At 74.5% G+C, this 21,364-nt stretch carries 18 protein-coding genes, 7 tRNA genes and 1 pseudogene; 17 read left to right on the top strand and 9 right to left on the bottom strand.

Going from position 1 to position 21,364, the window contains the following annotated elements; genetic code table 11:
• Positions 1–1,483: 1,483 nt before the first annotated feature.
• From cobT to H7H31_RS04300, 3 genes and pseudogenes are all read left to right on the top strand, one after another.
• Positions 1,484–3,220: pseudogene (gene cobT, locus H7H31_RS34900) on the top strand (nicotinate-nucleotide--dimethylbenzimidazole phosphoribosyltransferase); the annotation flags it as partial.
• Between the two features lie 311 nt (positions 3,221–3,531).
• Entirely contained in the window at positions 3,532–4,800 is a 1,269-nt protein-coding gene (cobA, locus tag H7H31_RS04305; RefSeq protein WP_187060431.1) for a uroporphyrinogen-III C-methyltransferase, read from the top strand.
• A 113-nt stretch (positions 4,801–4,913) separates the two neighbouring features.
• Positions 4,914–5,732 carry a TrmH family RNA methyltransferase gene (locus H7H31_RS04300; protein WP_187060430.1) on the top strand — a complete coding sequence of 273 codons (819 nt, stop codon included), beginning with the start codon at positions 4,914–4,916 and terminating at the stop codon, positions 5,730–5,732.
• 154 nt (positions 5,733–5,886) lie between these two features.
• On the opposite strand, the gene H7H31_RS04295 is transcribed toward H7H31_RS04300, so the two are convergent.
• On the bottom strand, positions 5,887–7,470 hold the full coding sequence (locus tag H7H31_RS04295) for a serine/threonine-protein kinase (protein ID WP_187060429.1): 1,584 nt from the start codon (positions 7,468–7,470) through the stop codon (positions 5,887–5,889).
• 758 nt (positions 7,471–8,228) lie between these two features.
• Here H7H31_RS04295 and H7H31_RS04290 point away from each other — a divergent pair.
• The 3 genes from H7H31_RS04290 to H7H31_RS04280 all read left to right on the top strand — a co-directional run bounded on the left by H7H31_RS04290 (position 8,229) and on the right by H7H31_RS04280 (position 10,349).
• Complete coding sequence (locus H7H31_RS04290; protein WP_176164957.1) at positions 8,229–8,435, top strand: hypothetical protein; 207 nt, start codon at positions 8,229–8,231, stop codon at positions 8,433–8,435.
• A 386-nt stretch (positions 8,436–8,821) separates the two neighbouring features.
• Positions 8,822–9,880, top strand: a complete 1,059-nt coding sequence (locus tag H7H31_RS04285; RefSeq protein ID WP_232110235.1) for an aminoglycoside phosphotransferase family protein — start codon at positions 8,822–8,824, stop codon at positions 9,878–9,880.
• 175 nt (positions 9,881–10,055) lie between these two features.
• The gene (locus H7H31_RS04280; protein WP_187117781.1) at positions 10,056–10,349 is read left to right on the top strand and encodes a TFIIB-type zinc ribbon-containing protein; all 294 of its coding nucleotides are present in this window, start codon (positions 10,056–10,058) and stop codon (positions 10,347–10,349) included.
• A gap of 141 nt (positions 10,350–10,490) precedes the next feature.
• On the opposite strand, the gene H7H31_RS04275 is transcribed toward H7H31_RS04280, so the two are convergent.
• From H7H31_RS04275 to H7H31_RS04255, 5 genes are all read right to left on the bottom strand, one after another.
• Positions 10,491–10,562 (bottom strand) — tRNA-Val (locus H7H31_RS04275).
• An 18-nt stretch (positions 10,563–10,580) separates the two neighbouring features.
• Positions 10,581–10,652 (bottom strand) — tRNA-Val (locus tag H7H31_RS04270).
• Positions 10,653–10,723: 71 nt separating this feature from the next.
• A tRNA-Val gene (locus H7H31_RS04265) sits at positions 10,724–10,795 on the bottom strand.
• Position 10,796: 1 nt separating this feature from the next.
• Positions 10,797–10,867 (bottom strand) — tRNA-Cys (locus tag H7H31_RS04260).
• A 28-nt stretch (positions 10,868–10,895) separates the two neighbouring features.
• A tRNA-Gly gene (locus H7H31_RS04255) sits at positions 10,896–10,968 on the bottom strand.
• A gap of 148 nt (positions 10,969–11,116) precedes the next feature.
• Here H7H31_RS04255 and H7H31_RS04250 point away from each other — a divergent pair.
• The 3 genes from H7H31_RS04250 (at position 11,117) to H7H31_RS04240 (ending at position 14,044) form a co-directional block, all read left to right on the top strand.
• Entirely contained in the window at positions 11,117–12,208 is a 1,092-nt protein-coding gene (locus H7H31_RS04250; protein WP_187061186.1) for a chorismate-binding protein, read from the top strand.
• Entirely contained in the window at positions 12,205–13,041 is an 837-nt protein-coding gene (locus tag H7H31_RS04245) for an aminotransferase class IV (RefSeq protein ID WP_187061185.1), read from the top strand. The genes H7H31_RS04250 and H7H31_RS04245 overlap by 4 nt, the downstream gene beginning before the upstream one ends.
• A 166-nt stretch (positions 13,042–13,207) precedes the next feature.
• Entirely contained in the window at positions 13,208–14,044 is an 837-nt protein-coding gene (locus H7H31_RS04240) for a GNAT family N-acetyltransferase (protein WP_187061184.1), read from the top strand.
• Between the two features lie 66 nt (positions 14,045–14,110).
• On the opposite strand, the gene H7H31_RS04235 is transcribed toward H7H31_RS04240, so the two are convergent.
• A complete protein-coding gene (locus H7H31_RS04235; RefSeq protein ID WP_187061183.1) occupies positions 14,111–14,659 on the bottom strand; it encodes a DsbA family protein in 549 nt (182 codons plus the stop codon).
• Between the two features lie 167 nt (positions 14,660–14,826).
• On the opposite strand from H7H31_RS04235, the gene H7H31_RS04230 reads away from it, so the two are divergent.
• Both H7H31_RS04230 and H7H31_RS04225 read left to right on the top strand, forming a co-directional pair.
• Entirely contained in the window at positions 14,827–15,282 is a 456-nt protein-coding gene (locus tag H7H31_RS04230) for a hypothetical protein (protein ID WP_187061182.1), read from the top strand.
• A gap of 110 nt (positions 15,283–15,392) precedes the next feature.
• On the top strand, positions 15,393–15,554 hold the full coding sequence (locus tag H7H31_RS04225; protein WP_176164965.1) for a hypothetical protein: 162 nt from the start codon (positions 15,393–15,395) through the stop codon (positions 15,552–15,554).
• 77 nt (positions 15,555–15,631) lie between these two features.
• On the opposite strand, the gene H7H31_RS04220 is transcribed toward H7H31_RS04225, so the two are convergent.
• Together H7H31_RS04220 and H7H31_RS04215 are read right to left on the bottom strand one after the other, a co-directional pair.
• On the bottom strand, positions 15,632–16,189 hold the full coding sequence (locus H7H31_RS04220; RefSeq protein WP_187061189.1) for a CGNR zinc finger domain-containing protein: 558 nt from the start codon (positions 16,187–16,189) through the stop codon (positions 15,632–15,634).
• 240 nt (positions 16,190–16,429) lie between these two features.
• The gene (locus tag H7H31_RS04215) at positions 16,430–16,843 is read right to left on the bottom strand and encodes an SsgA family sporulation/cell division regulator (protein WP_003959770.1); all 414 of its coding nucleotides are present in this window, start codon (positions 16,841–16,843) and stop codon (positions 16,430–16,432) included.
• A 190-nt stretch (positions 16,844–17,033) separates the two neighbouring features.
• On the opposite strand from H7H31_RS04215, the gene H7H31_RS04210 reads away from it, so the two are divergent.
• The 6 genes from H7H31_RS04210 to thrS all read left to right on the top strand — a co-directional run bounded on the left by H7H31_RS04210 (position 17,034) and on the right by thrS (position 21,324).
• Positions 17,034–17,495: a TIGR02611 family protein gene (locus tag H7H31_RS04210; RefSeq protein ID WP_187061181.1), complete on the top strand. Its 462-nt coding sequence runs from the start codon at positions 17,034–17,036 to the stop codon at positions 17,493–17,495.
• Positions 17,496–17,548: 53 nt separating this feature from the next.
• Positions 17,549–17,620, top strand: a tRNA-Val gene (locus tag H7H31_RS04205).
• Positions 17,621–18,062: 442 nt separating this feature from the next.
• Entirely contained in the window at positions 18,063–18,524 is a 462-nt protein-coding gene (locus H7H31_RS04200) for an SRPBCC family protein (protein WP_187059555.1), read from the top strand.
• An 86-nt stretch (positions 18,525–18,610) separates the two neighbouring features.
• Positions 18,611–18,682, top strand: a tRNA-Val gene (locus H7H31_RS04195).
• A gap of 196 nt (positions 18,683–18,878) precedes the next feature.
• Positions 18,879–19,058, top strand: coding sequence for a hypothetical protein (locus H7H31_RS04190; protein WP_176164968.1), 180 nt, complete (start codon positions 18,879–18,881; stop codon positions 19,056–19,058).
• A gap of 283 nt (positions 19,059–19,341) precedes the next feature.
• A complete protein-coding gene (thrS, locus tag H7H31_RS04185; RefSeq protein ID WP_187062013.1) occupies positions 19,342–21,324 on the top strand; it encodes a threonine--tRNA ligase in 1,983 nt (660 codons plus the stop codon).
• Positions 21,325–21,364 lie beyond the last annotated feature (40 nt).

Genomic DNA, 21,364 nt, shown 5'->3' with positions numbered 1-21,364 from the left:
CAACGAGGCCGCGCCCGAGGAGGCCGAGGGCCCGCAGGGCGCGTCGTCCGCCAAGGACGCGCGGCCGGTCGAGCCCGCGTCCACACCCGCGCAGGACGGCACTTCCGTGGCCGCCGCGGACCAGCCAGCCGCACCCGCCGCCGAACCGGCCGTGAACGCGGACGCGGAGCAGCCCACCGCCGCGAACGCCGAGCAGTCCGCTGACGCGGCGCCGATCGCCGCGTCGGACGGCCAGCCGAAGCAGTCCGCTGCGACAACCACGCAGGACACGCCCGACGACCAGGCCCCGCAGCCCGCTGAGCCGCAGTCCGGCACGCCGAACGCCGACGCCGGCCCAGGCGACGCCACACCGGCTGACGCCGCATCGCCTGACGCCCCGCCGGCCGATGCCGCGTCAGGCGACGCCGGCCAGGGCGACGCACCCGTAACCGGGACCGACGCCGCGCCGGCCGCAGCGGGCCAGCCCAAGCCCGCCCAGGAAGCGGCTGCCGAGGAAGCACCCGTCCAGGAGCCGCCCGCCCCCGGCGCGGCAGCGCGACAGGCTCCCGCCGAGGACAAGGCCGAGGCCGAGCACAAGGCCGAGGGCGAGGCCCCGGCCGATGCCGCGTCGCCCGGCGAGCAGCAGTCCGCCGCATCCGCGCCGACGGTCGAGGCGTCCCAGGACGCCGAACCCACCGCCGACGCGGCCGGCCAGCCGGCCCCCGAGCAGCCCGCGGCGGCGCAGCCGCAGGCCGCTGGGCAGGACCAGCCGGCGGGCGCGCCGGCCGCGAACCAGGCGACCGCGCCGGCGCAGGAATCCGCGCCGGCGCAACCGACCCCCGCCGCGGCAGCCGACGCCGCCAAGCCGGATGCCGCCAAGCAGGACGTCGTCAAGCCGGGCACCTCCGGGCCGGGCACCCCCGCGTCGGACACCGGCGAGCCGGGCGTCGCCCCGTCCGAGCCGGCCGAAACCGCCGAACCGGTGACAGGGGCGCCCGCAGAGGGCGCAACGCAGAGCGGTGCCGCGTCCGCGGGCTCCGACACACCGGTTGCCACGGACGGAGCCCGGACCATGCAGGAAGCCCAGCCCGTGGCCACCGAGTCCGTCGCGAACGGGTCCGAGGACAAGATCCAGACCCCGGCCCCGGCCCCGGCCGACAGCCGCCCGGCCGACGCCGGCGCGTCCGCCGCGGCCGGTACGCCGGCCCCCGCGCCCGTGGCCGCCCAGGCGGCCCCGGCGGCCGAGGAGCCGCGTACGGCCCCCGAGCCCGCCGAACCCGCGCCCGCGGCAGCACCGCAGGCCGCGAGCCCGGTGTCCGGTGGCATCCCCGCCGCGCGGTCCGCCGAGCCGAACGCCGCCGCCGACGCGCCCGCGCCCGTGGCACCCGCCGTCCCCGGGCCGGCGCGACCGGCCGCCGACGGCGCCCAGCCCGCCCAGGGCGGGCCGGCCGAGCCGGCGGCCGAGGCCGAGCAGGCGCAGTCGCAGGCGACGGTCGCGCCGCTGCGTCCCGCGGCCGAGGGGTACGACGAGGCCGAGCGCGCCGCCGTGCACCGCGTGATGCGCGAGCGCCGGGACATCCGCAACGGGTTCCGCCCGGACCCGATCCCGCACGAGGTGCTGCTGCGCGTCCTGGAGGCCGCGCACACCGCGCCCAGCGTCGGCCACTCCCAGCCGTGGGACTTCGTCGTGATCCGGTCGGCCGAGACCCGGCGCACGATGCACGAGTTGGCCCAGCGACAGCGGGAGGCGTACGCGAAGTCGTTGCCGAAGGCGCGGGCCAAGCAGTTCAAGGAACTCAAGATCGAGGCGATTCTCGACACGCCGGTCAACATCGTCGTCACCGCCGACCCCACCCGTGGCGGGCGGCACACCCTCGGGCGGCACACCCAGCCGCAGATGGCGCCGTACTCCTCCGCGCTGGCGGTGGAGAACCTGTGGCTCGCCGCCCGGGCCGAGGGCCTGGGCGTGGGCTGGGTGAGCTTCTTCGACGAGCGCGAGATGGTGCGCGCTCTCGGCCTGCCCGAGCACCTGGAGGTCGTGGCCTACCTGTGCGTCGGCTACGTGGACGAGTTCCCGGCCGAGCCCGAGCTGTCGCAGGCGGGCTGGTCGAAGCGGCGCCCGCTGTCGTGGGTGGTGCACGAGGAGACGTACGGCCGGCGCGCGCTCCCCGGTGAGCAGCCGCACGACCTGCTGCAGGAGACGCTGCGCGGCATCCGGCCGCTGGACGCCAAGGCGCTCGGCGAGGCGTGGGAGCGGCAGAAGCGGATGACCAAGCCGTCGGGCGCGCTCGGCATGCTGGAGATCATCTCGGCGCAGTTGTGCGGGCTCTCGCGCAAGTGCCCGCCGCCGATCCCGGAGCCCGCCGCCGTGGCGATCTTCGCGGGGGACCACGGCGTGCACGCCCAGGGCGTCACGGCGTGGCCGCAGGAGGTCACGGGCCAGATGGTGGCCAACTTCCTGGCCGGCGGCGCGGTGTGCAACGCGTTCGCCAACCAGGTCGGCGCCGAGGTCTGCGTCGTGGACGTGGGCGTCGCCTCCGAACTGCCCAGCACCCCCGGCCTGTTGCCGCGCAACGTGCTGCCGGGCACGGCCGACTTCACGGTCGGGCCCGCCATGTCCCGCGAGGACGCGCTGCGCGCCATCGAGGTGGGCATCGAGACGGCCCGCGACCTGGTCGCCGCGGGCAACAAGGCGCTGCTCACGGGCGAGATGGGGATCGCCAACACCACCGCGTCCGCCGCGCTGATCGCCGTCTACACCGGGGCCGACCCGGCCGAGATCACCGGTCGCGGCACCGGCATCACCGACGAGACGCTGGCCCGCAAGGTGGACGTGGTGCGCCGCGCCATCGAACTCCACCAGCCGGACCCCGCCGACCCGATCGGCGTGCTCGCGGCGGTCGGCGGCCTGGAACACGCCGCCCTGGTGGGCTTCCTGCTCGGCGGCGCCTCGCTGCGCACGCCGGTCATCCTCGACGGGGTGAGCGCGGGCGCCGCGGCGCTGGTCGCCCGGGCCATCGCACCCGAGGCGCTGGCCGCGTGCATCGCCGGGCACCGCAGCGCCGAGCCCGGGCACGTGGCGGCCCTCACCAAGCTGGGCCTGCGCCCGCTGGTCGACCTCGACCTGCGACTCGGCGAGGGCACCGGCGCGCTGCTGGCCCTGCCGGTGGTGCAGAGCGCCGCGCGCGCCATGCACGAGGTGGCCACGTTCGACGCGGCCGGCGTGACCGAGAAGAACTGACCGCGCGGCCGGGCCGGTGTGGGGCGCCCCCCACACCGGCCCGAAAGGCCGGCAGCCGAGTGCCGCCGGGGCCCAGGCCCCGCACCGGCCCCGCCTCCGGCGACCGAACGCCGCCGGAGGCCGGGCCGCCCGCCGGCCCGCGACCCACTCGCCGGACCCGGCTCCCGCCAGCCCGCCAGGCCCCGCACCACCGCCTCCACCCACGCGGGCCCTGCCCGCCCCCGTAAGGTGTGCGCAGGGCCCGCGCCCATCCTGACCAGCCGCTCCGGTGCAGTAGCGGCGCCTTACGCCGTACGAGGAGCCGTACCGTCATGTCCGAGAACCCCGCCTACCCCGTAGGGCTGCGCCTGAGCGGACGGCGCGTCGTCGTCATCGGCGGCGGCCAGGTAGCACAGCGCCGGCTGCCGGCGCTCATCGCGGCGGGCGCGGACGTCGTGCTCATCTCGTCGTCGGCCACCCCGTCCGTCGAGGCCATGGCCGACGGCGGCGAGATCCGCTGGGAGCGCCGCCGCTACCGGGACGGCGACCTCGCCGACGCCTGGTACGTGCTGGTCGCCACCAACGACCCCGAGGCCAACGCCGCCGCCTCCGCCGAGGCGGAGTCCCGCCGGGTGTGGTGCGTGCGCAGCGACGACGCCGAGGCGGCCACGGCCTGGACCCCGGCCACCGGGCGCGGCGACGGCGTCACCGTGGCCGTCCTCACCGGCCGCGACCCACGCCGCTCCGCCGCCCTGCGGGACGCGATCGTCGAGGGCCTGCGGGACGGCACCCTGGCCGCCCCGCACCACCGCCTCGCCGCTGAGGGCCAGGCCGCCGCGGCCACCGCGATGGACGCCGGGGCGCCGCTGCCCGGGGTCGCGCTGGTGGGCGGCGGTCCCGGCGACCCCGACCTGATCACCGTGCGCGGCCGGCGCCTGCTGGCCGCCGCGGACGTGGTCATCGCCGACCGGCTCGGCCCGCGCGACCTGCTGGACGAGTTGCCCCCGCACGTCGAGGTGATCGACGCCGCGAAGATCCCGTACGGCAGGTTCATGGCCCAGGAGGCCATCAACGCGGCGCTCATCGAGCACGCCAGGGCGGGCAAGGCGGTGGTACGCCTCAAGGGCGGCGACCCGTTCGTCTTCGGCCGTGGCATGGAGGAGGCCGAGGCGCTCGCCGAGGCCGGGATTCCGTGCACGGTGGTGCCCGGCATCTCCAGCTCCATCAGCGTTCCCGGCGCCGCCGGCATACCCGTCACGCACCGCGGCGTCGCCCACGAGTTCACCGTCGTCAGCGGCCACGTCGCCCCCGATGACCCGCGTTCGCTGGTGGACTGGGCGGCGCTCGCCAGGCTGCGCGGCACCCTCGTGCTGCTCATGGCCGTCGAGAAGGTCGGCGCCATCGCCGCCGCGCTGGTCAGCCACGGCCGCCCCGCCGACACCCCGGTCGCCATCGTCCAGGAGGGCACCACGGCCGCCCAGCGCCGCGTGGACGCCACGCTGGCGACCGTCGGCGAGCGGGCGAAGGCTGAGGGCGTGCGCCCGCCCGCCGTCATCGTCATCGGCGACGTGGTGACCGTCGGGCCGAAGCGGCCGGCGTAGCCAGCGCGGCGCCCACGGCCGCGTCGCATGCCCCGCTCCGCCCCGCCGCACGCTCCCGCTCAGCCGCCCGCCCCGCGGGCCCACGCCAGGACCAGACAAGGCAGTATCAGCACGTGGCCGAACTCATCACCATCGACGACCCCGCCGACCCGCGCCTCGCCGACTACACCGACCTGACCGACGTCGAGCTGCGCCGCCGGCGCGAGCCCGCCGAAGGGCTGTTCATCGCCGAGGGCGAGAAGGTGATCAGGCGGGCCCTGGAGGCGGGGTACGCCATGCGCTCGATGCTGCTCTCGGCCAAGTGGGTCGACGCCATGCGCGACGTCATCGACGAGGCCCCGGCCCCGGTGTACGCCGTCGACCCGGCCCTGGCCGAGCGCGTGACGGGCTATCACGTGCACCGTGGCGCCCTCGCCTCGATGGCCCGCAAGCCGCTCCCCGAGGCCACCGAGGTGCTGGCCACCGCGCGCCGGGTGGCCATCCTCGAAGCCGTGAACGACCACACCAACATCGGAGCGGCGTTCCGCAGCGCCGCCGCGCTCGGCATGGACGCGGTACTGCTGTCCCCGGACTGCGCCGACCCGCTGTACCGGCGCTCCGTCAAGGTGTCCATGGGCGCCGTCTTCTCCGTGCCGTACGCCCGCCTGACGACCTGGCCGCGCGATCTGACCCAGGTGCGCGAGGCGGGCTTCACCCTGCTCGCGCTGACCCCGGACGCGAAGGCCACCTCGATCGACGAGGCCGCCCCGCACCGCCTGGAGCGCGCGGCGCTGTTGCTCGGCGCCGAGGGCAACGGCCTGTCCCGACACGCCCTGGCCGCCGCCGACGCCTGGGTGCGCATCCCGATGGCACACGGCGTGGACTCCCTGAACGTCGCGGCGGCGGCGGCCGTCGCGTTCTACGCCGTCACCACGGGCCGCCCCACCGCATAGGCCCACCCCGCGACCGACCCGGCGTCAGCCGCCCGCCACCCGCGCGGAGTCGGGCGGCCGGCCGGGAATCGTGGATCGGCGTCCGGTCGCGCGCCTGGAGCGCGCAGCGGCGTACCGGCGGACGCCGACGTGACGGGGGAGGGGCCAGCCGACCTCAACCGCGCCCGGACGGCGCGTGCGGCGCTCCGGCGAAACCCCGCGCCCCGCCGGCCTGGCCGGCGTCGTACGGTCGGTGATCCACCGCGTTCAGCCCCGTGGCGTTCTGCCCCGCGGCCTGACCGGTCGTGGCGGTCGGCGCCGGGCCGCTGGGGCCCAGGCCGCGGGTGGGGCCCTGGCAGCCCTGCGCCGCCGCGATGCCCAGCGCCACCAGCAGCGTCACCACGACAAAAACGATAAGTCGCTGCCGCAGCAGCCGACGACTGGTCTGCGCCGGCCGGCGCCCCGTGGCCGTACCGCGCCCCTGAGTCCGCCCGTCCCCGCGGCGCCCGGGCCCCCGCGCGCCCGTGGCCCGGCCGCCCGCACGCGACCCGCCACTCCCGGTCCGCGCGCCCGGCCCGTTCTTGGGCCGCGCCGCGGGGTGCCGGGACGCGTCGGCCGGGCGGGGCACCGAACCACCCCCGGTGCGCGGCGCGCCGCCGCCACCCGTACGCGCCCCCGGCCGCGCGGCCGAGCCGGAGCGCGGAGCGCCGCCCGTACGGCCGGACACGGAGCCGGGACCCGTACGCGCGCCGGTGCCGCGCGCGACGGGCCCGCGCGGCGCCTCGCCGCGCGTCGCCGCCCGACGGGGCGGGGGAGAGCCGCCGGTGCGCCGCTCCGTGCGCTGCCGCGCGTACTCCTCGGCCAGCCGGCCGCTCGGCCGCTCGCCGCGCTGCCGCGCCGCCTCCTGCGGGTCCACGCGGCGCGCCGACGGCAGGCCGTGCGCCTCGCGGGCGGCGATCTCCTTGAGCCGCAGCGACAGTTGTAGCGTGCTCGGCCGGTCCTCGGGATCCTTGGCCAGGCAGGCGTGCAGCAGCGGCGCGAGCGCGTCAGGCACGCCCGCGAGCTGCGGCTCCTCGTGCACGACGCGGTAGAGCATGACCTCCGAACTCCCTTGCCCGAAGGGGGAGTCGGCGGTCGACGAGTAGGCGAGGGTGGCGCCGAGGGCGAACACGTCCGTCGCCGGCGTCACGGCCGCGCCCCGCACCTGCTCCGGGGCGAGGAAGCCGGGGGAGCCGACGGCCGTGCCCACGTGGGTGAGCGTGCTGGCCCCGGTGGCCCAGGCGATGCCGAAGTCGATGATGCGCGGGCCCTTGGGCGAGAGCAGGATGTTCGACGGCTTGAGGTCCCGGTGCACCACGCCCGCGTCGTGCACCGCGAGCAGCCCCTCGGCGAGCGCGGCCCCGATCGAGGCGACCTGCGAGGCGGGCAACGGCCCGTCGTCGCCGACCTTGTCGTGCAGCGAGGGCCCGGGCACGTACTGGGTCGCGAACCAGGGGCGGTCCGCCTCCAGATCGGCGGCCACCAGCCGCGCCGTACAGCCGCCCCGGATGCGCCGGGCGGCCGAGACCTCCCGGGCGAAGCGCGACCGGAACTCCTGGTCCTCGGCCAAATCCGGCCGGATCACCTTCAGCGCGACCCGCTGGCCGCGCCGGTCGGAGCCCAGGTAGACCACGCCCATCCCGCCCGCGCCGAGCCGACGGTGGAGCCGGAACGAGCCGACGACACGCGGGTCCTCGCGCCGGAGCCGCATCATCGCCATGTCCGTCCCCTACCTCCGGTGGGGAGGCCCCACACTGCTGCCCGTCTGACGAGCCACAGCTTACGGATTGACGGGGCGGTGTGCGCAGAGGCCGCGCATGCGTCGGGAGACGGATTGTCGGGGCGCGTCACTCCACCGGCACGCCGGACCGACGCCACGGCGCGCACGGGCCCCCGCCGCGCGCCCCCGGCCAAGGGGCCGCCGCCGAACGGGGATTGGGGCCGTGACCGGAGGTCGTGCACGGAGCGTGGTCGCCGCAGGGGAGGCCGCGCGCGGCAGCGCGGCGCCGGCCCGCCGCCGGCACCCCGAGGGCGACCACACGGCGTGCGGGGCGGCCCGTGACGTGAGGGATGTCACCCGGGGGCGCGGCGCGACAGCGCCCTACGGGGCGGCATGGCCCCACCGGGCGGACGCGGCAGTTCCGTTTGGCGTCGTGGCGGTGCGCGGCGCACGTGGCCTGGTCCTCCGTCACGTGAGTGAGCCGGCGTGCTCGCCTCGGGACCCGTGCGCCGCCGGGACTCTCGTCCTGCGAGATGAGGGTCCCTCTCAGGGAAGACCCGGGGGCTCAGGCCCAGGTCTCCAACCAGGGGAGTACCGGCTACACCCCCGGGTCATCCTCCGGGAGGCCCGGTAATCGGTACGAGGGCATGACGCCCACCCCCCGGTCGCGGACCTAATGTTGAGGTCAAGCGGCGGGCGCAGCACTCGTCCCCCGAGGTCAGACGCTCGCCGCCCCAAGCAGACACGAGGAGGGGACGATGGCGGTCACCGCAGGACGCACGGACTTCCAAGCACAGCAGCGGCGCTTGCCCACCGCGCTTGGCACCCGGCGACCGGGGACGCGCCACCCGCTGGTGGCGGCGGCCATGGTGCTGCCGATCGCCGCACTCCTCGCGGTCGTGTTCGGCGGCTGGGAAGCCGTCGTCACACAGACGTCGTCCGTGGTCGGAATACTGGAGCGCTAGTCGCTCCGGGCCCGGGAGAGCGGCCCGGGCCGGGGACTTCCGGTCATTAACCCCGTGGGGACGGGGGTGCGGCGGACGGCACGCAGCTCGGACGGCCGACGGCCATGGCGAGGTATCACTCGCCGAGGCCACGGCCCCCGGGCAGAGAAGGGCCCTGGTGCCTCGATGGGGATCGAGGAACCAGGGCCCTCGTGCGTGCCAGCCCGGGCGCTTCCCCTCCCGTGCGCCCGCCCCGACCGGCGCCGGCGCGTACGATCCCCACACCGCTTCGGGGCCGCGCCGCGCCCCCGCACCAGCACGGGGGTCTCGTGAACACCGAATCCGCCGCCCCGGGCGCCGCCGTTCGCCCGCCGGACGTGGCGAGCGGGGGCCGCACCGCCGCCCTCGTGCGCCACCTGCCCACGCCGGGGCACGGCGCGGGAGCCGAGCCACAGGTGCTCGCCGACCGACCCGACGGGACGGTCGTACGGTTCGGGCCGGTCGTCTACAAGGTGCACGCCGCCGACAGCGCCCCGGCCGAACTGGCCGCCCGGCTGCGCGTCGCGGCCCACCCGCGCCTGCGCGCCTGCCTCCTCGCGCCCCTCCCCATCGCGCTACCCCCGCCCCTTCCCTCCCCCCGCCCGGCGCCCGGGTCAGCCTCGCCCCACCACAGCGCGCCGGCCGCGCCGGACCCCGTCTCGGCCACGCCCCTGCTCGCGCCGGTGAGCGACGGGCGCCTGGCGAGCCTGTGGCCCTACGGTGTGCCCGTGTCCCCCGACGACCGGGAGGCCGCGCCCTGGGAGGCGTTGGGCGTCCTGCTCGCACGGCTGCACCGGGTGCCGGTGGACGCGCTGCCGGGGCCCGTACCCCCGACGCGGGGACCGGCGAAGGTGGCCGCCGCGCTGGAACGGCTGCGCGCCGCGCCCGCCCCCGTCGCCACCTCGCCCGCCGCCCGCGCCGTCCACCGGGCCGCCGCGACGCTGCCCGCCTGGGCGCGCGGCGCGGCCCCCGCGCCCGCGACCGACCACCTGTGCCACGGAGACCTGCACCTGGGCCAACTGGTGGGCTCCCCGCCGACCAGCCCCCGCGCCGACACGGCGGCGGCCGACGGGTGGCTGCTCATCGACGTCGACGACCTCGGGCGCGGCGATCCCGCCTGGGACCTGGCCCGCCCCGCCGCCTGGTTCGCCACCGGGCTGCTCGACCCCGACGAGTGGACGCGCCTGTTGGCCGCTTACCGGTCGGCGGGCGGTACGGCGGCGGGGGAGGGCGACGACCCCTGGCCCAGGCTCGACGTGCCCGCCCGGGCGTTGACCGTGCAGAGCGCGGCATCGGGCCTGGCCAAGGCCGCCGCCGCGGGCCGCGCGCTGGAGGCGGCCGAGCAGGCCATGGTCGACGCCTGCGCGCGCATGACGGGCGTCCCGACCGCGCCCGACACGGGCCTGCCGGCCTCCCCACCCCTCTGAGGGGCCACCCGCCCGGGGAGCCGCGCCCGCCCGCGCCCGCTCCCGCGCGAGGGTTCCGCACCCGATGCCCCGAACCAGGGACGGGCGACGGGGGCGCACGCCGTAGGGTGAACTCATCGCCGCCGGGCGCCTGTTCCGGTGGCGCTGATGCCGATGGCTAGGAGTTGAGCGGACCATGCAGTGTCCCAAGTGTCATGCGCCGATGCACACGTACAACCGCAACGGCGTGCAGATCGAGCAGTGCAGTGGCTGCCGGGGGATCTTTCTGGACTACGGGGAGCTTGAGTCGCTGACGCAGCTTGAGTCGCAGTGGGTGCAGCAGGCCCCGCCGCCCCCGCCCGCCCCGGCCGCGGGCCACGCCCCGCAGGCGTACCCCGCGGCTCCCGCCTGGGGCGCCCCCCACCAGGGTCAGCACCACGGCCACCACGGCCGGCGGCGCGGCTTCGGGCACATGCTCTTCTCGTCCTGACCGCCCGCGCCCGGCGCGACGCACAGCGCGGGGCCCGTGGCCCGGCCCGACACCGGGCCACGGGCCCCGCGTCCGCGTGCCCGCGCACGTCAAACGGCCGATGGCCGGAGCGACGAAGCTCCGGCCACCGGCCGTGAAGTGTGGACGATACTGGGATTGAACCAGTGACCTCTTCCGTGTCAGGGAAGCGCTCTCCCGCTGAGCTAATCGTCCGGGATGTGCATTGCTGCGTGCGCGATACTGGGATTGAACCAGTGACCTCTTCCGTGTCAGGGAAGCGCTCTCCCGCTGAGCTAATCGCGCGGGATCGCCAGCCCCGGAAGGCTGGCGAGTGATCCTCAGGGATCCGGGTCGTGCGAGACCCGAAGGTCCAGTGGACGATACTGGGATTGAACCAGTGACCTCTTCCGTGTCAGGGAAGCGCTCTCCCGCTGAGCTAATCGTCCGAGGTGGAGACGGGATTTGAACCCGTGTAGACGGCTTTGCAGGCCGTTGCCTCGCCTCTCGGCCACTCCACCAGGAGCGAAGGACGAATCCTTCACTTCGAGCGGACGACGAGATTCGAACTCGCGACCCTCACCTTGGCAAGGTGATGCTCTACCAACTGAGCCACGTCCGCAGTTGTCGTTGTCCAGAACGCTTCCGTGTCCCGGCGACGTGTTGAACTCTAGCGGATTCCTGGGCCAGCTCAAATTCCGTTTCCGCAGCGTGCTGCGGTGGTCGCCACCTCACAGCGGTCCCCGCGCCCCCGCCATAGACTCGCCACCGTGTACGACCTGCCGCCCCTGGCCCGCTTCGGCGGACGCCTCGCCACCGACCTGCGCGACGTCACCAGCGATCCCGCCGCCCTGGAATCGACGGGCTTCTGGGTCGTGGTCGCCGACTTCGAGGGCCGGCTGACCTGCGCCCGCTTCGGCGACGTGCGCCCCGCGCCGGTGCCTCGGCCGACCCCGGGCGCCTGGCGTGGCCCCACCGTGGACGCCTGGACCTCCTCCCTGGACCGGGCCGCGTACACGGCCGGCGTGCGCCGCGTCCGGCAGCACATCGCGGCGGGCGAGGTGTACCAGGCCAACCTCTGCCGGGTGCTGTCCGCGCCGCTGCCGCCCATGCCCGGGGGCGCCCCCGCCGACGTCGACGCGCTGACCGCGGTGCTGGCCCGGGGCAACCCCGCCCCGTACGCCGGCACGGTCCGGCTCCCCGCGCACGGCGTGGAGGTGGCCACGGCGTCGCCGGAACTGTTCGTGCGCCGGACCGGCCGCGTGGTCGAGTCCGGCCCGATCAAGGGGACCGGGCGGGTCGCGGCCGAGCTGCTGGAGAAGGACTACGCCGAGAACGTGATGATCGTGGACCTGGTCCGCAACGACCTGGGCCGGGTCTGCGCCACCGGCTCGGTGACGGTGCCCGCGCTGTGCGCCGTGGAGCCGCACCCGGGCCTGGTCCACCTGGTCTCCACGGTGCGCGGCGAACTGGCCGACGGCGCGGGCTGGCCCGAGCTGCTGACCGCGACCTTCCCGCCGGGTTCGGTGACCGGCGCCCCCAAGACCAGCGCGCTGGCGATCATCGACGCGCTGGAGACGGCCCCGCGCGGCCCGTACTGCGGCGGCATCGGCTGGGTGGACGCCGACCAGCGCACCGGCGAGGTGGCCGTCGGCATCCGCACCTTCTGGATCGACCGCGCCCCCAGCGACCCGTCGCCCGCGACCGCCGCCGGCGGCCCGGTGCTGCGCTTCGGCACCGGCGCCGGCATCACCTGGGGCTCCGACCCGGAGCGCGAGTGGCACGAGACCGAGCTCAAGGCGTCGCGCCTGCTCGCGGTAGCGTCGGGGGCACAACAGGCGGCAGAGGGGACGATACGGTGACGATCTGGCTCGATGGGGCACTGCGGGACGAGAGTGAGGCCCGCGTCTCGGTCTTCGACCACGGCATAACGGTCGGCGACGGCATATTCGAAACACTCAAGGCCGTCGACGGCGTCCCCTTCGCGCTCACCCGCCACCTGGACCGGCTCGCCACCTCGGCCCGCGGCCTGGGACTGGCCGAGCCCGACGCCGACGAGGTGCGCCGGGCCGTCGCCGCCGTGCTGGCCGACAACCCCATGCCCCTGGGACGACTGCGGATCACCTACACCGGCGGGCTCGCGCCGCTCGGCTCCGACCGAGGCCAGTCGGCCCCCACGCTCGTCGTGGCGCTCAGCCCGACCGCCCCGAGCCCCGACACCACCGCCGCGATCACCGTCCCCTGGACCCGCAACGAGCGCAGCGCCCTCGCCGGCCTGAAGTCCACCTCGTACGCGGAGAACGTCGTCGCCCTGAGCGCGGCGCGCCAGCAGGGCGCGTCCGAGGCGCTGTTCGCCAACACCGTGGGGCAGCTCTGCGAGGGCACCGGCTCCAACGTCTTCCTCGTCATCGACGGCGAGCTGCACACCCCGCCGCTGACCTCCGGCTGCCTGCCCGGCATCACCCGCGCGCTGGTCCTGGAGTGGGTGGGCGCCAAGGAGACGGACCTGCCGCTGTCGGCGCTCGACGACGCCGAGGAGATCTTCCTGACCTCGACCCTGCGCGACGTGCAGGCCGTGCACCGACTCGGCCCCGAGGGCGCGGGCCGCACCCTGACACCGGCGCCAGGCCAGGTGACCCGCGCGGCCATGCGGACCTTCGCCCAGCGCGCGGCGGCCGACTCCGACCCCCGCTAGCGCACGCCAGGCCGACGCCACCGGCAGGGTTCGGCGCGGCTGCCCCGCGCGGTGCGTACGCGTCTGGTCGTACGGGTCCGGGGCGTGCGCACCGGGTTCAGGCCCCGCGCACCGGGTCCGGGAAAACGTGGTGACGGGCGCCCGGTCCGGCGGGTACAACAACCACGTGACCACCACCTTGAGACCGACCGCCCCGCAGCAGGAGTCCGCCGACGGGGTCCGCTCCCGCGCGTACGAGGTGTGCGTCAACGGCCGGCCCGTCGGCACCGCCGAACTGAGCACCGACGACCGGTTCGGCGGAAGGTTCGGGAAGATACGGCACCTGAGCATCGCCGAAGGCGATCGGCGGCGGGGGCGCGGCACCGTGGCCGCGCTCGCCGCGGAGGAGGTGCTGCGCGGCTGGGGCTGCACCCAGGTGTCGGCCTCCGTGCCGGCCGACGCCCACGGCGCCCTCGCCCTGACCACCGCCCTCGGCTACACCGCGCGCGGCCACAACATGGTCAAGGACCTGACCGAGTCGCCCGAACTGCCGCCCGCGACCCGCGTCCGACCGCTGACCGACGCGGAGTACCCGGAGTGGTTCGCCCGGGAACGGGCCACCTACATCCGTAGCTGGACGGACCGCGGCGTCCCCGAGGAGCAGGCCACGACGAAGGCCGACGCCGACTACGCCACCCTGCTGCCCGACGGACCCGCGACCCGCTCCGTCCTGCTCCGGGTGCTCACCCACGAGGACGTGGCCCGCGGGAACATCTGGATCGCGATCGGCGACCGCTCCGAGAACGGCGAGGGCGCGTACGTCTACGCCGTCGAGGTCGCGCCCGAGCACCGTGGCCAGGGGCACGGCCGCAGCCTGCTGCTGGTCGCCGAGCGCGAGAGCCTGGCCGCCGGCGTCACCCGGCTCGGCCTGCACGTCTTCGCGAACAACACGCCAGCGGTCCGCCTGTACGAGTCGCTGGGGTACCGGTACGTCGTGACGCACATGGTCAAGTCGCTGCTCTAGGCCCGGCCCCGCCGCACCCGCTGGGAGAAGCGAGCGGGTGCGTGCCGGGCCCGCTGCGGCCTCCGGCTACCGCGGCCCGCTCTCGCCGAGCAGCCGGTCAGCGATCTCGGTGATCCGCTCCCGCAGCCCCTCCTGGCTCTTCCCACCGTCCAGCCGCTCACCGCCGATCTCGTACGTCGGGGTGCCGGTGACCCCGATCGCCTGCCCCTCGGCCTGGTCCGCGTCCACGGCCAGCAGGTGCCGGCCGTCGATCAGCGCGGTGTCCAACTCCTCGGCGTCCAGGCCCAGTTCCCGCGCCACCTCCACGAGCACCGGCACCCCGCGCGCGTCCAGCTCGGCCACCCGCTCCAGCACCGCCTCCACGTACGGCCAGCCCAGGCCCTGCGCCGCGGCCTCCTCCGCCGCCTGGGCCGCCGCGTACGCGTGCGGGTGCTTGGCCAGCGGGAAGTGCCGCAGCCGCACGTCCAGGGCGTCGCCGTAGCGGGCCCGCAGCTCCCGCAGGTCAGCGAGGGCCGAGCGGCAGTCGGGGCACTGGAGCTCGCACCACACGTCGAGGACGACGGGGGAGCTGGCGGAGTCGGAGCGGGGGGAAGCGGTGGAGTCGTTCGGGCTCATGGGAGCAGTCTTCCAGCCTCTACGGGAGTAGCCACACTGGGACCTGCGGAGGACACGCTCCCCCGAGATGTCCCGGATATCGCATCGTGCCCCGACCCGATCGTGGCTGAACGCTCGCCCGACGGTGCACGATGGAAGGGACAGCACCCCACGAGCAGGAGGACCGCATGCTGACCTCGACGCTGTGCGCCGCACTGTCGGCGGCGGGCCTGGGCATCGCCGCCATGACGGCGTACCGCAAGCGGTTCCTGGCGGCGACCCGCATCGCCGCGTACGCGCTCGTGCCGCTGGGGCTGGCCATGACCGGGATCGCCGACTGGATCAGCGACCTGGTGTTCAAGCCCTCCGTGTGGCTGGGCTTCGGCGTGCTCGCCGTCTCCGCGCTGCTGTTCGTGATCTGCCGCGCCGTCGAGCGCCGCTCCGAGGAGGGCGGCACCCGCAAGGAGCGCAGGGCAGCGGCGGCGGCCCAACGCGCGGCGCTGGCCCCGGAGGCGTCCGCGCCCTCGCTCGGTGGCGCCCAGGCCCCCGCGCAGCAGCCCCGGCGCAAGACCAAGGCGAAGACGAGTGGTGGTGGCGACGAGTTCGCCGATATCGAGGCGATCCTGAAGAAGCACGGAATCTAGCGAACTATCCCCCGTGCGGGGGGCGTTCGTCGTTGCCGATGACCCGGCTCCTGGATCATCGGGCAGCGATGTCGCACTCACCCGGGGAACGCACCCCCGCCCCAGGACCCGTGTCAGGCCCCGCGCCGGGCACCACCCAGGCACCCGCCGTGGAGCACCAGGAGGCGCGCGGTTGCCTGTACGCACTGTCCCAGCCGCCGCTGATGCTCTTCCTCAGCGTGATCGCCACCCTGCTCCTGCTCGCCGCGGTCCACGACCTCTACCGCTGGTGAGCCGCCGCCGCGGCCTGCCCCCGCCCCCGCCGACCCGCCCGGCCCGGCGACGTGCCGCGCGTGCGGCCCGGGTCGCCTCAGACCCCGGCCTCCCGACGCCGGGCGCGGTAGGCGGCCACGTGCAGACGGTTTCCGCAGGTCCGGCTGTCGCAGTAGCGGCGCGAACGGTTACGCGACAGGTCGACGAAGGCCCGCTGGCAGTCCGGGGCCTCACACCGCCGCAGCCGCTCGCGCTCACCCGCCACCAGCAGGAACGCCAACGCCATGCCACCGTCGGCGGCGAGGTGGTCGGCGATCGAGGCGCCCGGCGCGAAGTAGTGCACGTGCCAGTCGTAGCCGTCGTGGTCGGTGAGCTGCGGCGTGGTCCCCGCGGCGGCCACCATGGCGTTGAGCAGGGCCGCGGCGGTCGGTGTGTCGGTGGCCGCGAAGACCTCGACGAACCGCGCCCGCGTCGCGTGCACGGCCACCAGGTCGCGCTTGCCGAGGGCGCCCACGTCGCTGATCGCGTGCCGGGTGACGAAGTCGCCGAGCGCCGCCACATCGGGCAATCCGTCGGGCGCGGCGCCCTCGGGCATCGTGTTCACCAGATCGACGACCGCGTCGAGCGCGCACCGGGTGTCGTGGTTGATCAGCACCATCTGCTCCCTGGCCGGCTGGGTCGGCGGCTGCCCTTCGACTCCCGTGACTCTAGCGGCTGGGAGCGACGACGGTGCCGTCGCCGCGGTCAGAACCGGGCGACGGCACCGCCGTCTCTCGTATGCGGTTGTCGAGTGCCCGCCGTGTCGCGAACCGTCTCCCCGAGTCGGACGGCCCCACGCGGGCGGGAGCCGGCGCGTCGCGATGCGTGACCGCGAGACGTCAGCCCGTGCGCGACGTCAGCTCTCGGCCAGGATGTGCGACAGCTCCGTGTCCAGGTCGAAGTGCCGGTGCTCGGTGCCTGGCGGCACGGCGGCGTCTGTTCGCTTCAGGAAGGATTCCAGGGCCCGCGCCGGGGCCTCGAGCAGTGCCTCACCCTCCGGAGAGCTCAGGGCGATGCAGACGACGCCCTGACCGTGGCTGCGGGACGGCCAGACACGGACGTCGCCGGTGCCCGTGGGCCGGTGCAGGCCCTCGGCGAGCAGGTCGCGGGCGAACACCCACTCGACCGTCTCTTCGGCTCCGGTGTGGAAGGTGGCGTGCACGGCATAGGGATCGGCCGTGTCATACCGCAGGCCCGCGGGTACAGGCAGTGAGGACTCGCTCGACACAACGAGGCGCAGGTGCAGCTCGCAGCTGACCGTGGTGTTCATAAGCGCCAGGGCCTTTCGCTCAGTGTGCGCTCGGGGATTCGCACGTCGGCGAAATCGACATGCCACCTACGGTGCCGTTGTAAACCCCTCTGCCCGTTTTGCGGGTCTTCGGGTCGCTCGGCTGGCCGACCCCTCGTTCGCTTAAATCCGCCATTCCAGTGAAGCTGTGCGATCCGGTAGGTTGGCTAGTATGAACGCGGAGAGTGACGGGCGGCAGATGGGCACCGTAACGCCCACGCCACCTGATACGGGGGATACCGAAGAGCGCGAGAAGGCCGAGCCGGTGCTCGGCTCACGGGCGCCGCACTTCATCAAGAAGTCGCGCGCCCTGCATCTGAGCTGGCAGGTCGGCGTCTTCGTGGTGGGCCTCGCGGTGGTCATCGTGGGCATCATCATGCTGCCGCTCCCCGGGCCCGGCTGGCTGGTCATCTTCGGCGGCATAGGAATCTGGGCCACCGAGTTCGTCTGGGCCCAGCTCGTCCTGCGCTGGACCAAGCGCAAGGTCAGCGAAGCCACCCAGCGCGCCCTCGATCCCAAGGTGCGCCGCCGCAACATCATCCTGACCGTCATCGGCCTGGTGATCGTGGCCGCGGCCCTCGCGGTGTACGTCTGGAAGTTCGGCATCGTCATGCCGTGGAAGATCGAGGAGTGACCCACCCGTGGTCATAGGCACGGCCTGACATGCGGTAATGTTGGCCGGGCTGAGGGCGATTAGCTCAGTGGGAGAGCGCTTCGTTCACACCGAAGAGGTCACTGGTTCGAACCCAGTATCGCCCACGAAGGCGATAGGCGACTCGTGTCCGCGGAAAGCGCGGACCGGGTCGCCTTCGTCGTTTCTGCTCGGCTTCGCCTCGCCGGGCGGGGGCTCCGCCACCCGCACCCCCGGGGCCCGGCGGGGTGGGGCCGCGGCGTGGGGTGGGGGTGCTCGGCTTCGCCGGAGCGGGGTGGGGCTGGCTCGGCTTCGCCATCGCGGGGGTGGCTCGGCCTTGCCCTCGCGGGGTGGCTCGGCTGCGCCGTAGCGGGGTGGGCCTGGTTGCGGCTGTGCGGTGGTGGGGTGGCTCGGCTTCGCCACGGCCGGGGTGCTCGGCTTCGTCGGAGCGGGGTGGGCGCGGGCTCGGCTGTGAGGTGGCGGGGTGGCTCGGCTGCCCGTCGCCGGGGGCGGGGCTTCGTGCGGGAGATTCGGGCCTTGAGGGGGGTCGTGCGGGGCAGGCTGGTGGGCATGGTTGGTTGGCATCACTATCGATTTCGCAGCTCGTGGACGCTCGCCGCGCCGCCCGAAGCGGTGTACGCGGTGCTGGAGCGGGCCGAGGAGTATCCGGCCTGGTGGCCGCAGGTGCGCGCGGCCGAGGCGGAGGGGGAGCTCAGTGGGTCGATGCGGGTTCGTTCGTTCCTGCCGTACGACCTCCTCCTCGCCGCGCGGGCGACGCGGCGCGATCCCGTGGCCCGGGTGCTGGAGATCGCGATGACCGGGGACCTGGAGGGCTGGGCGCGGTGGACCGTGCGGGCCGGCGCGCGGGGTGAGGGGTGTCGGGCGCTCTTCGAGCAGGAGGTCGAGTTGTGCAAGCCTCTTCTGCGGCGCCTGGGGTTGCCGTGCCGGCCGTTCCTCGTGCTCAACCACGCGCTGATGATGCGCGGCGGCCAGCGCGGGCTGCGGGCCTTGCTGGGCGTCGGGCCCGGGTAGCGAACGCGGTTTGAACAACGGTCGTCGCGACCTGTATTGTTCAACTCGTTCGCGGGAAAGCCCCCAGGGATAACCGCCGAATAGCCGGGCGATTAGCTCAGTGGGAGAGCGCTTCGTTCACACCGAAGAGGTCACTGGTTCGAACCCAGTATCGCCCACCCGGAATCGATAAGGCGCCGTACTCCATGAGGAGTGCGGCGCTTTGCGTTGCCCCTCGCGCATTCCTCGATGGTGTAGCTGGATACACCCCGACATGGGGGAGTGCTCCATGGTGGGCCCCACCGCCGCCTCCCTACCGTGAACCGCGACAAAGCCGGTGGGACGGGCCGGGTGGTGGCGAGGAAGGTGGCGAAGATGAGCGGTGCGACCAAGGGCGTGCTGTGGCTGATGCTCGGGCTGTGCCTGGGGGCCAACGTGATCCTGACCGTGGTGCTCGACGGCGGCGGGACGGAGACCGTGTTGAGCGTGCTGACCGGCGTCTGCGCCCTCGCGGCCGGTGTGGGGCTGGCCGCCGCGCGTCGGGCCGAGCGCTGAGCCGCCCCCTCGCGCGTGCTGGCCGGCCGCGCCTCCTCGGGTGATCCCGGTGGTGTGGCCTCGAACCCGCCTCGTACGTCGGGGAGTTGGGGGAGCGCGGGGCGCGAGGGGGTGGTGGGTCAGGGCGGGGAGGGGGGCGGTGTGTGGCGTGATCGTCCCGGGGGCGGGGCCCGGCCGAGGGGCGGGGGTGCGGCGAACCGTTTCGCGGGAGGGGTGCCCCGCTCGGTACGATTCGAGTCGCGCAGTGTTCGCTGTCGCGCGACCCATACGTCAGGAGAGACCGGTGTCAGACGTCCGTGTGATCATCCAACGCGATTCCGAGCGGGAAGAACGCGTGGTCACGACGGGCACGACGGCCGCCGCGCTCTTCGAGGGCGAGCGCTCCGTGGTCGCCGCCCGGGTGGCCGGCGAGCTGAAGGACCTGGCGTACGAGGTGGCCGACGGCGATGCCGTCGAGCCCGTCGACATCACCTCCGAGGACGGCCTGAACATCCTGCGGCACTCCACCGCGCACGTGATGGCGCAGGCCGTGCAGGAGCTGTTCCCGGAGGCCAAGCTCGGCATCGGCCCGCCCATCCGGGACGGCTTCTACTACGACTTCGACGTCGAGACCCCCTTCCACCCCGACGATCTCAAGCGCATCGAGAAGAAGATGCAGGAGATCCAGAAGCGCGGCCAGCGGTTCTCGCGCCGGGCGGTCAGCGACGAGGCCGCGCGCGACGAGCTGGCGGACGAGCCGTACAAGCTGGAGCTGATCGGGCTCAAGGGTTCCGCGGCCGACGCCGCCGAGGGCGCGTCCGCCGAGGTCGGCGCCGGTGAGCTGACGATCTACGACAACCTCGACGCCAAGACCGGCGAGCTGTGCTGGAAGGACCTGTGCCGCGGCCCGCACCTGCCGTCGACGCGGGCCATCCCCGCCTTCAAGCTGATGCGCTCGGCCGCCGCGTACTGGCGGGGCAGCGAGAAGAACCCCCAGCTCCAGCGCATCTACGGCACCGCGTGGCCGACCAGGGACGAGCTCAAGGCGCACCTGGAGTTCCTCGCCGAGGCCGAGAAGCGCGACCACCGCAAGCTGGGCTCCGAACTGGACCTGTTCTCCATCCCCGAGGAGCTGGGCTCCGGCCTCGCGGTCTTCCACCCCAAGGGTGGCGTGGTGCGCAAGGTCATGGAGGACTACTCGCGCCGGCGGCACGAGGAGGCGGACTACGAGTTCGTCAACACCCCGCACATCTCGAAGGAGAAGCTCTTCGAGACCTCGGGGCACCTGCCGAACTACGCCGACGGCATGTTCCCGCCGCTGGAGTTCGACGGGCAGAACTACCGGCTCAAGGCCATGAACTGCCCCATGCACAACCTGATCTTCAAGGCCCGTGGCCGCTCCTACCGGGAGCTGCCGCTGCGCATGTTCGAGTTCGGCACGGTCTACCGGTACGAGAAGTCGGGCGTGGTGCACGGCCTCACCCGGGCCCGTGGCTTCACGCAGGACGACTCGCACATCTACTGCACCAAGGAGCAGATGCCGCAGGAACTGGACGACCTGCTCACCTTCGTCCTGAACCTGCTGCGCGACTACGGCCTGAACGAGTTCGAGCTGGAGCTGTCCACCCGCGACCCCGAGTCCGACAAGTTCATCGGCGAGGACGCGGAGTGGGAGGAGGCCACCGAGGCGCTGCGGCTGGCGGCCGAGAAGCAGGGTCTGCCGCTGGTGCCCGACCCGGGCGGGGCGGCGTACTACGGGCCGAAGATCTCCGTGCAGGCCAAGGACGCCATCGGGCGCTCCTGGCAGATGAGCACCATCCAGGTGGACTTCCAGCAGCCCAAGCGGTTCAACCTGGAGTACACGGCCGCCGACGGCTCGCGGCAGCAGCCCGTCATGATCCACCGGGCGCTGTTCGGCTCCATCGAGCGGTTCTTCGCGGTGCTCCTGGAGCACTACGCGGGCGCCTTCCCGGCCTGGCTGGCCCCGGTGCAGGCGGTCGGCATCCCGATCGGTGACGGGCACGTGCCCTACCTGGCGGAGTTCGCGGCCGAGGCCAAGGCCAGGGGGCTGCGGATCGAGGTCGACTCTTCGTCGGACCGGATGCAGAAGAAGATCCGCAACGCGCAGAAGGCGAAGATCCCCTTCATGGTCATCGCCGGCGACGAGGACGTGGCCGCCGGCGCGGTCAGCTTCCGCTACCGCGACGGCTCGCAGAAGAACGGCATCCCGCGGGCGGAGGCCATCGCGGAGATCGTGGACGCCGTGGAGCGTCGCGTCCAGGTATGACCGACCGGGCCCCCGCCGCCCCGCCCTCCCCGGGCGGGGC

Source organism: Streptomyces buecherae, from assembly GCF_014295035.1.
GTDB classification, from domain to species: Bacteria; Actinomycetota; Actinomycetes; order Streptomycetales; family Streptomycetaceae; genus Streptomyces; species Streptomyces youssoufiensis.
Note: the sequence above shows the minus strand (reverse complement) of the source record. Positions and strands in the feature narration are given on the sequence as shown.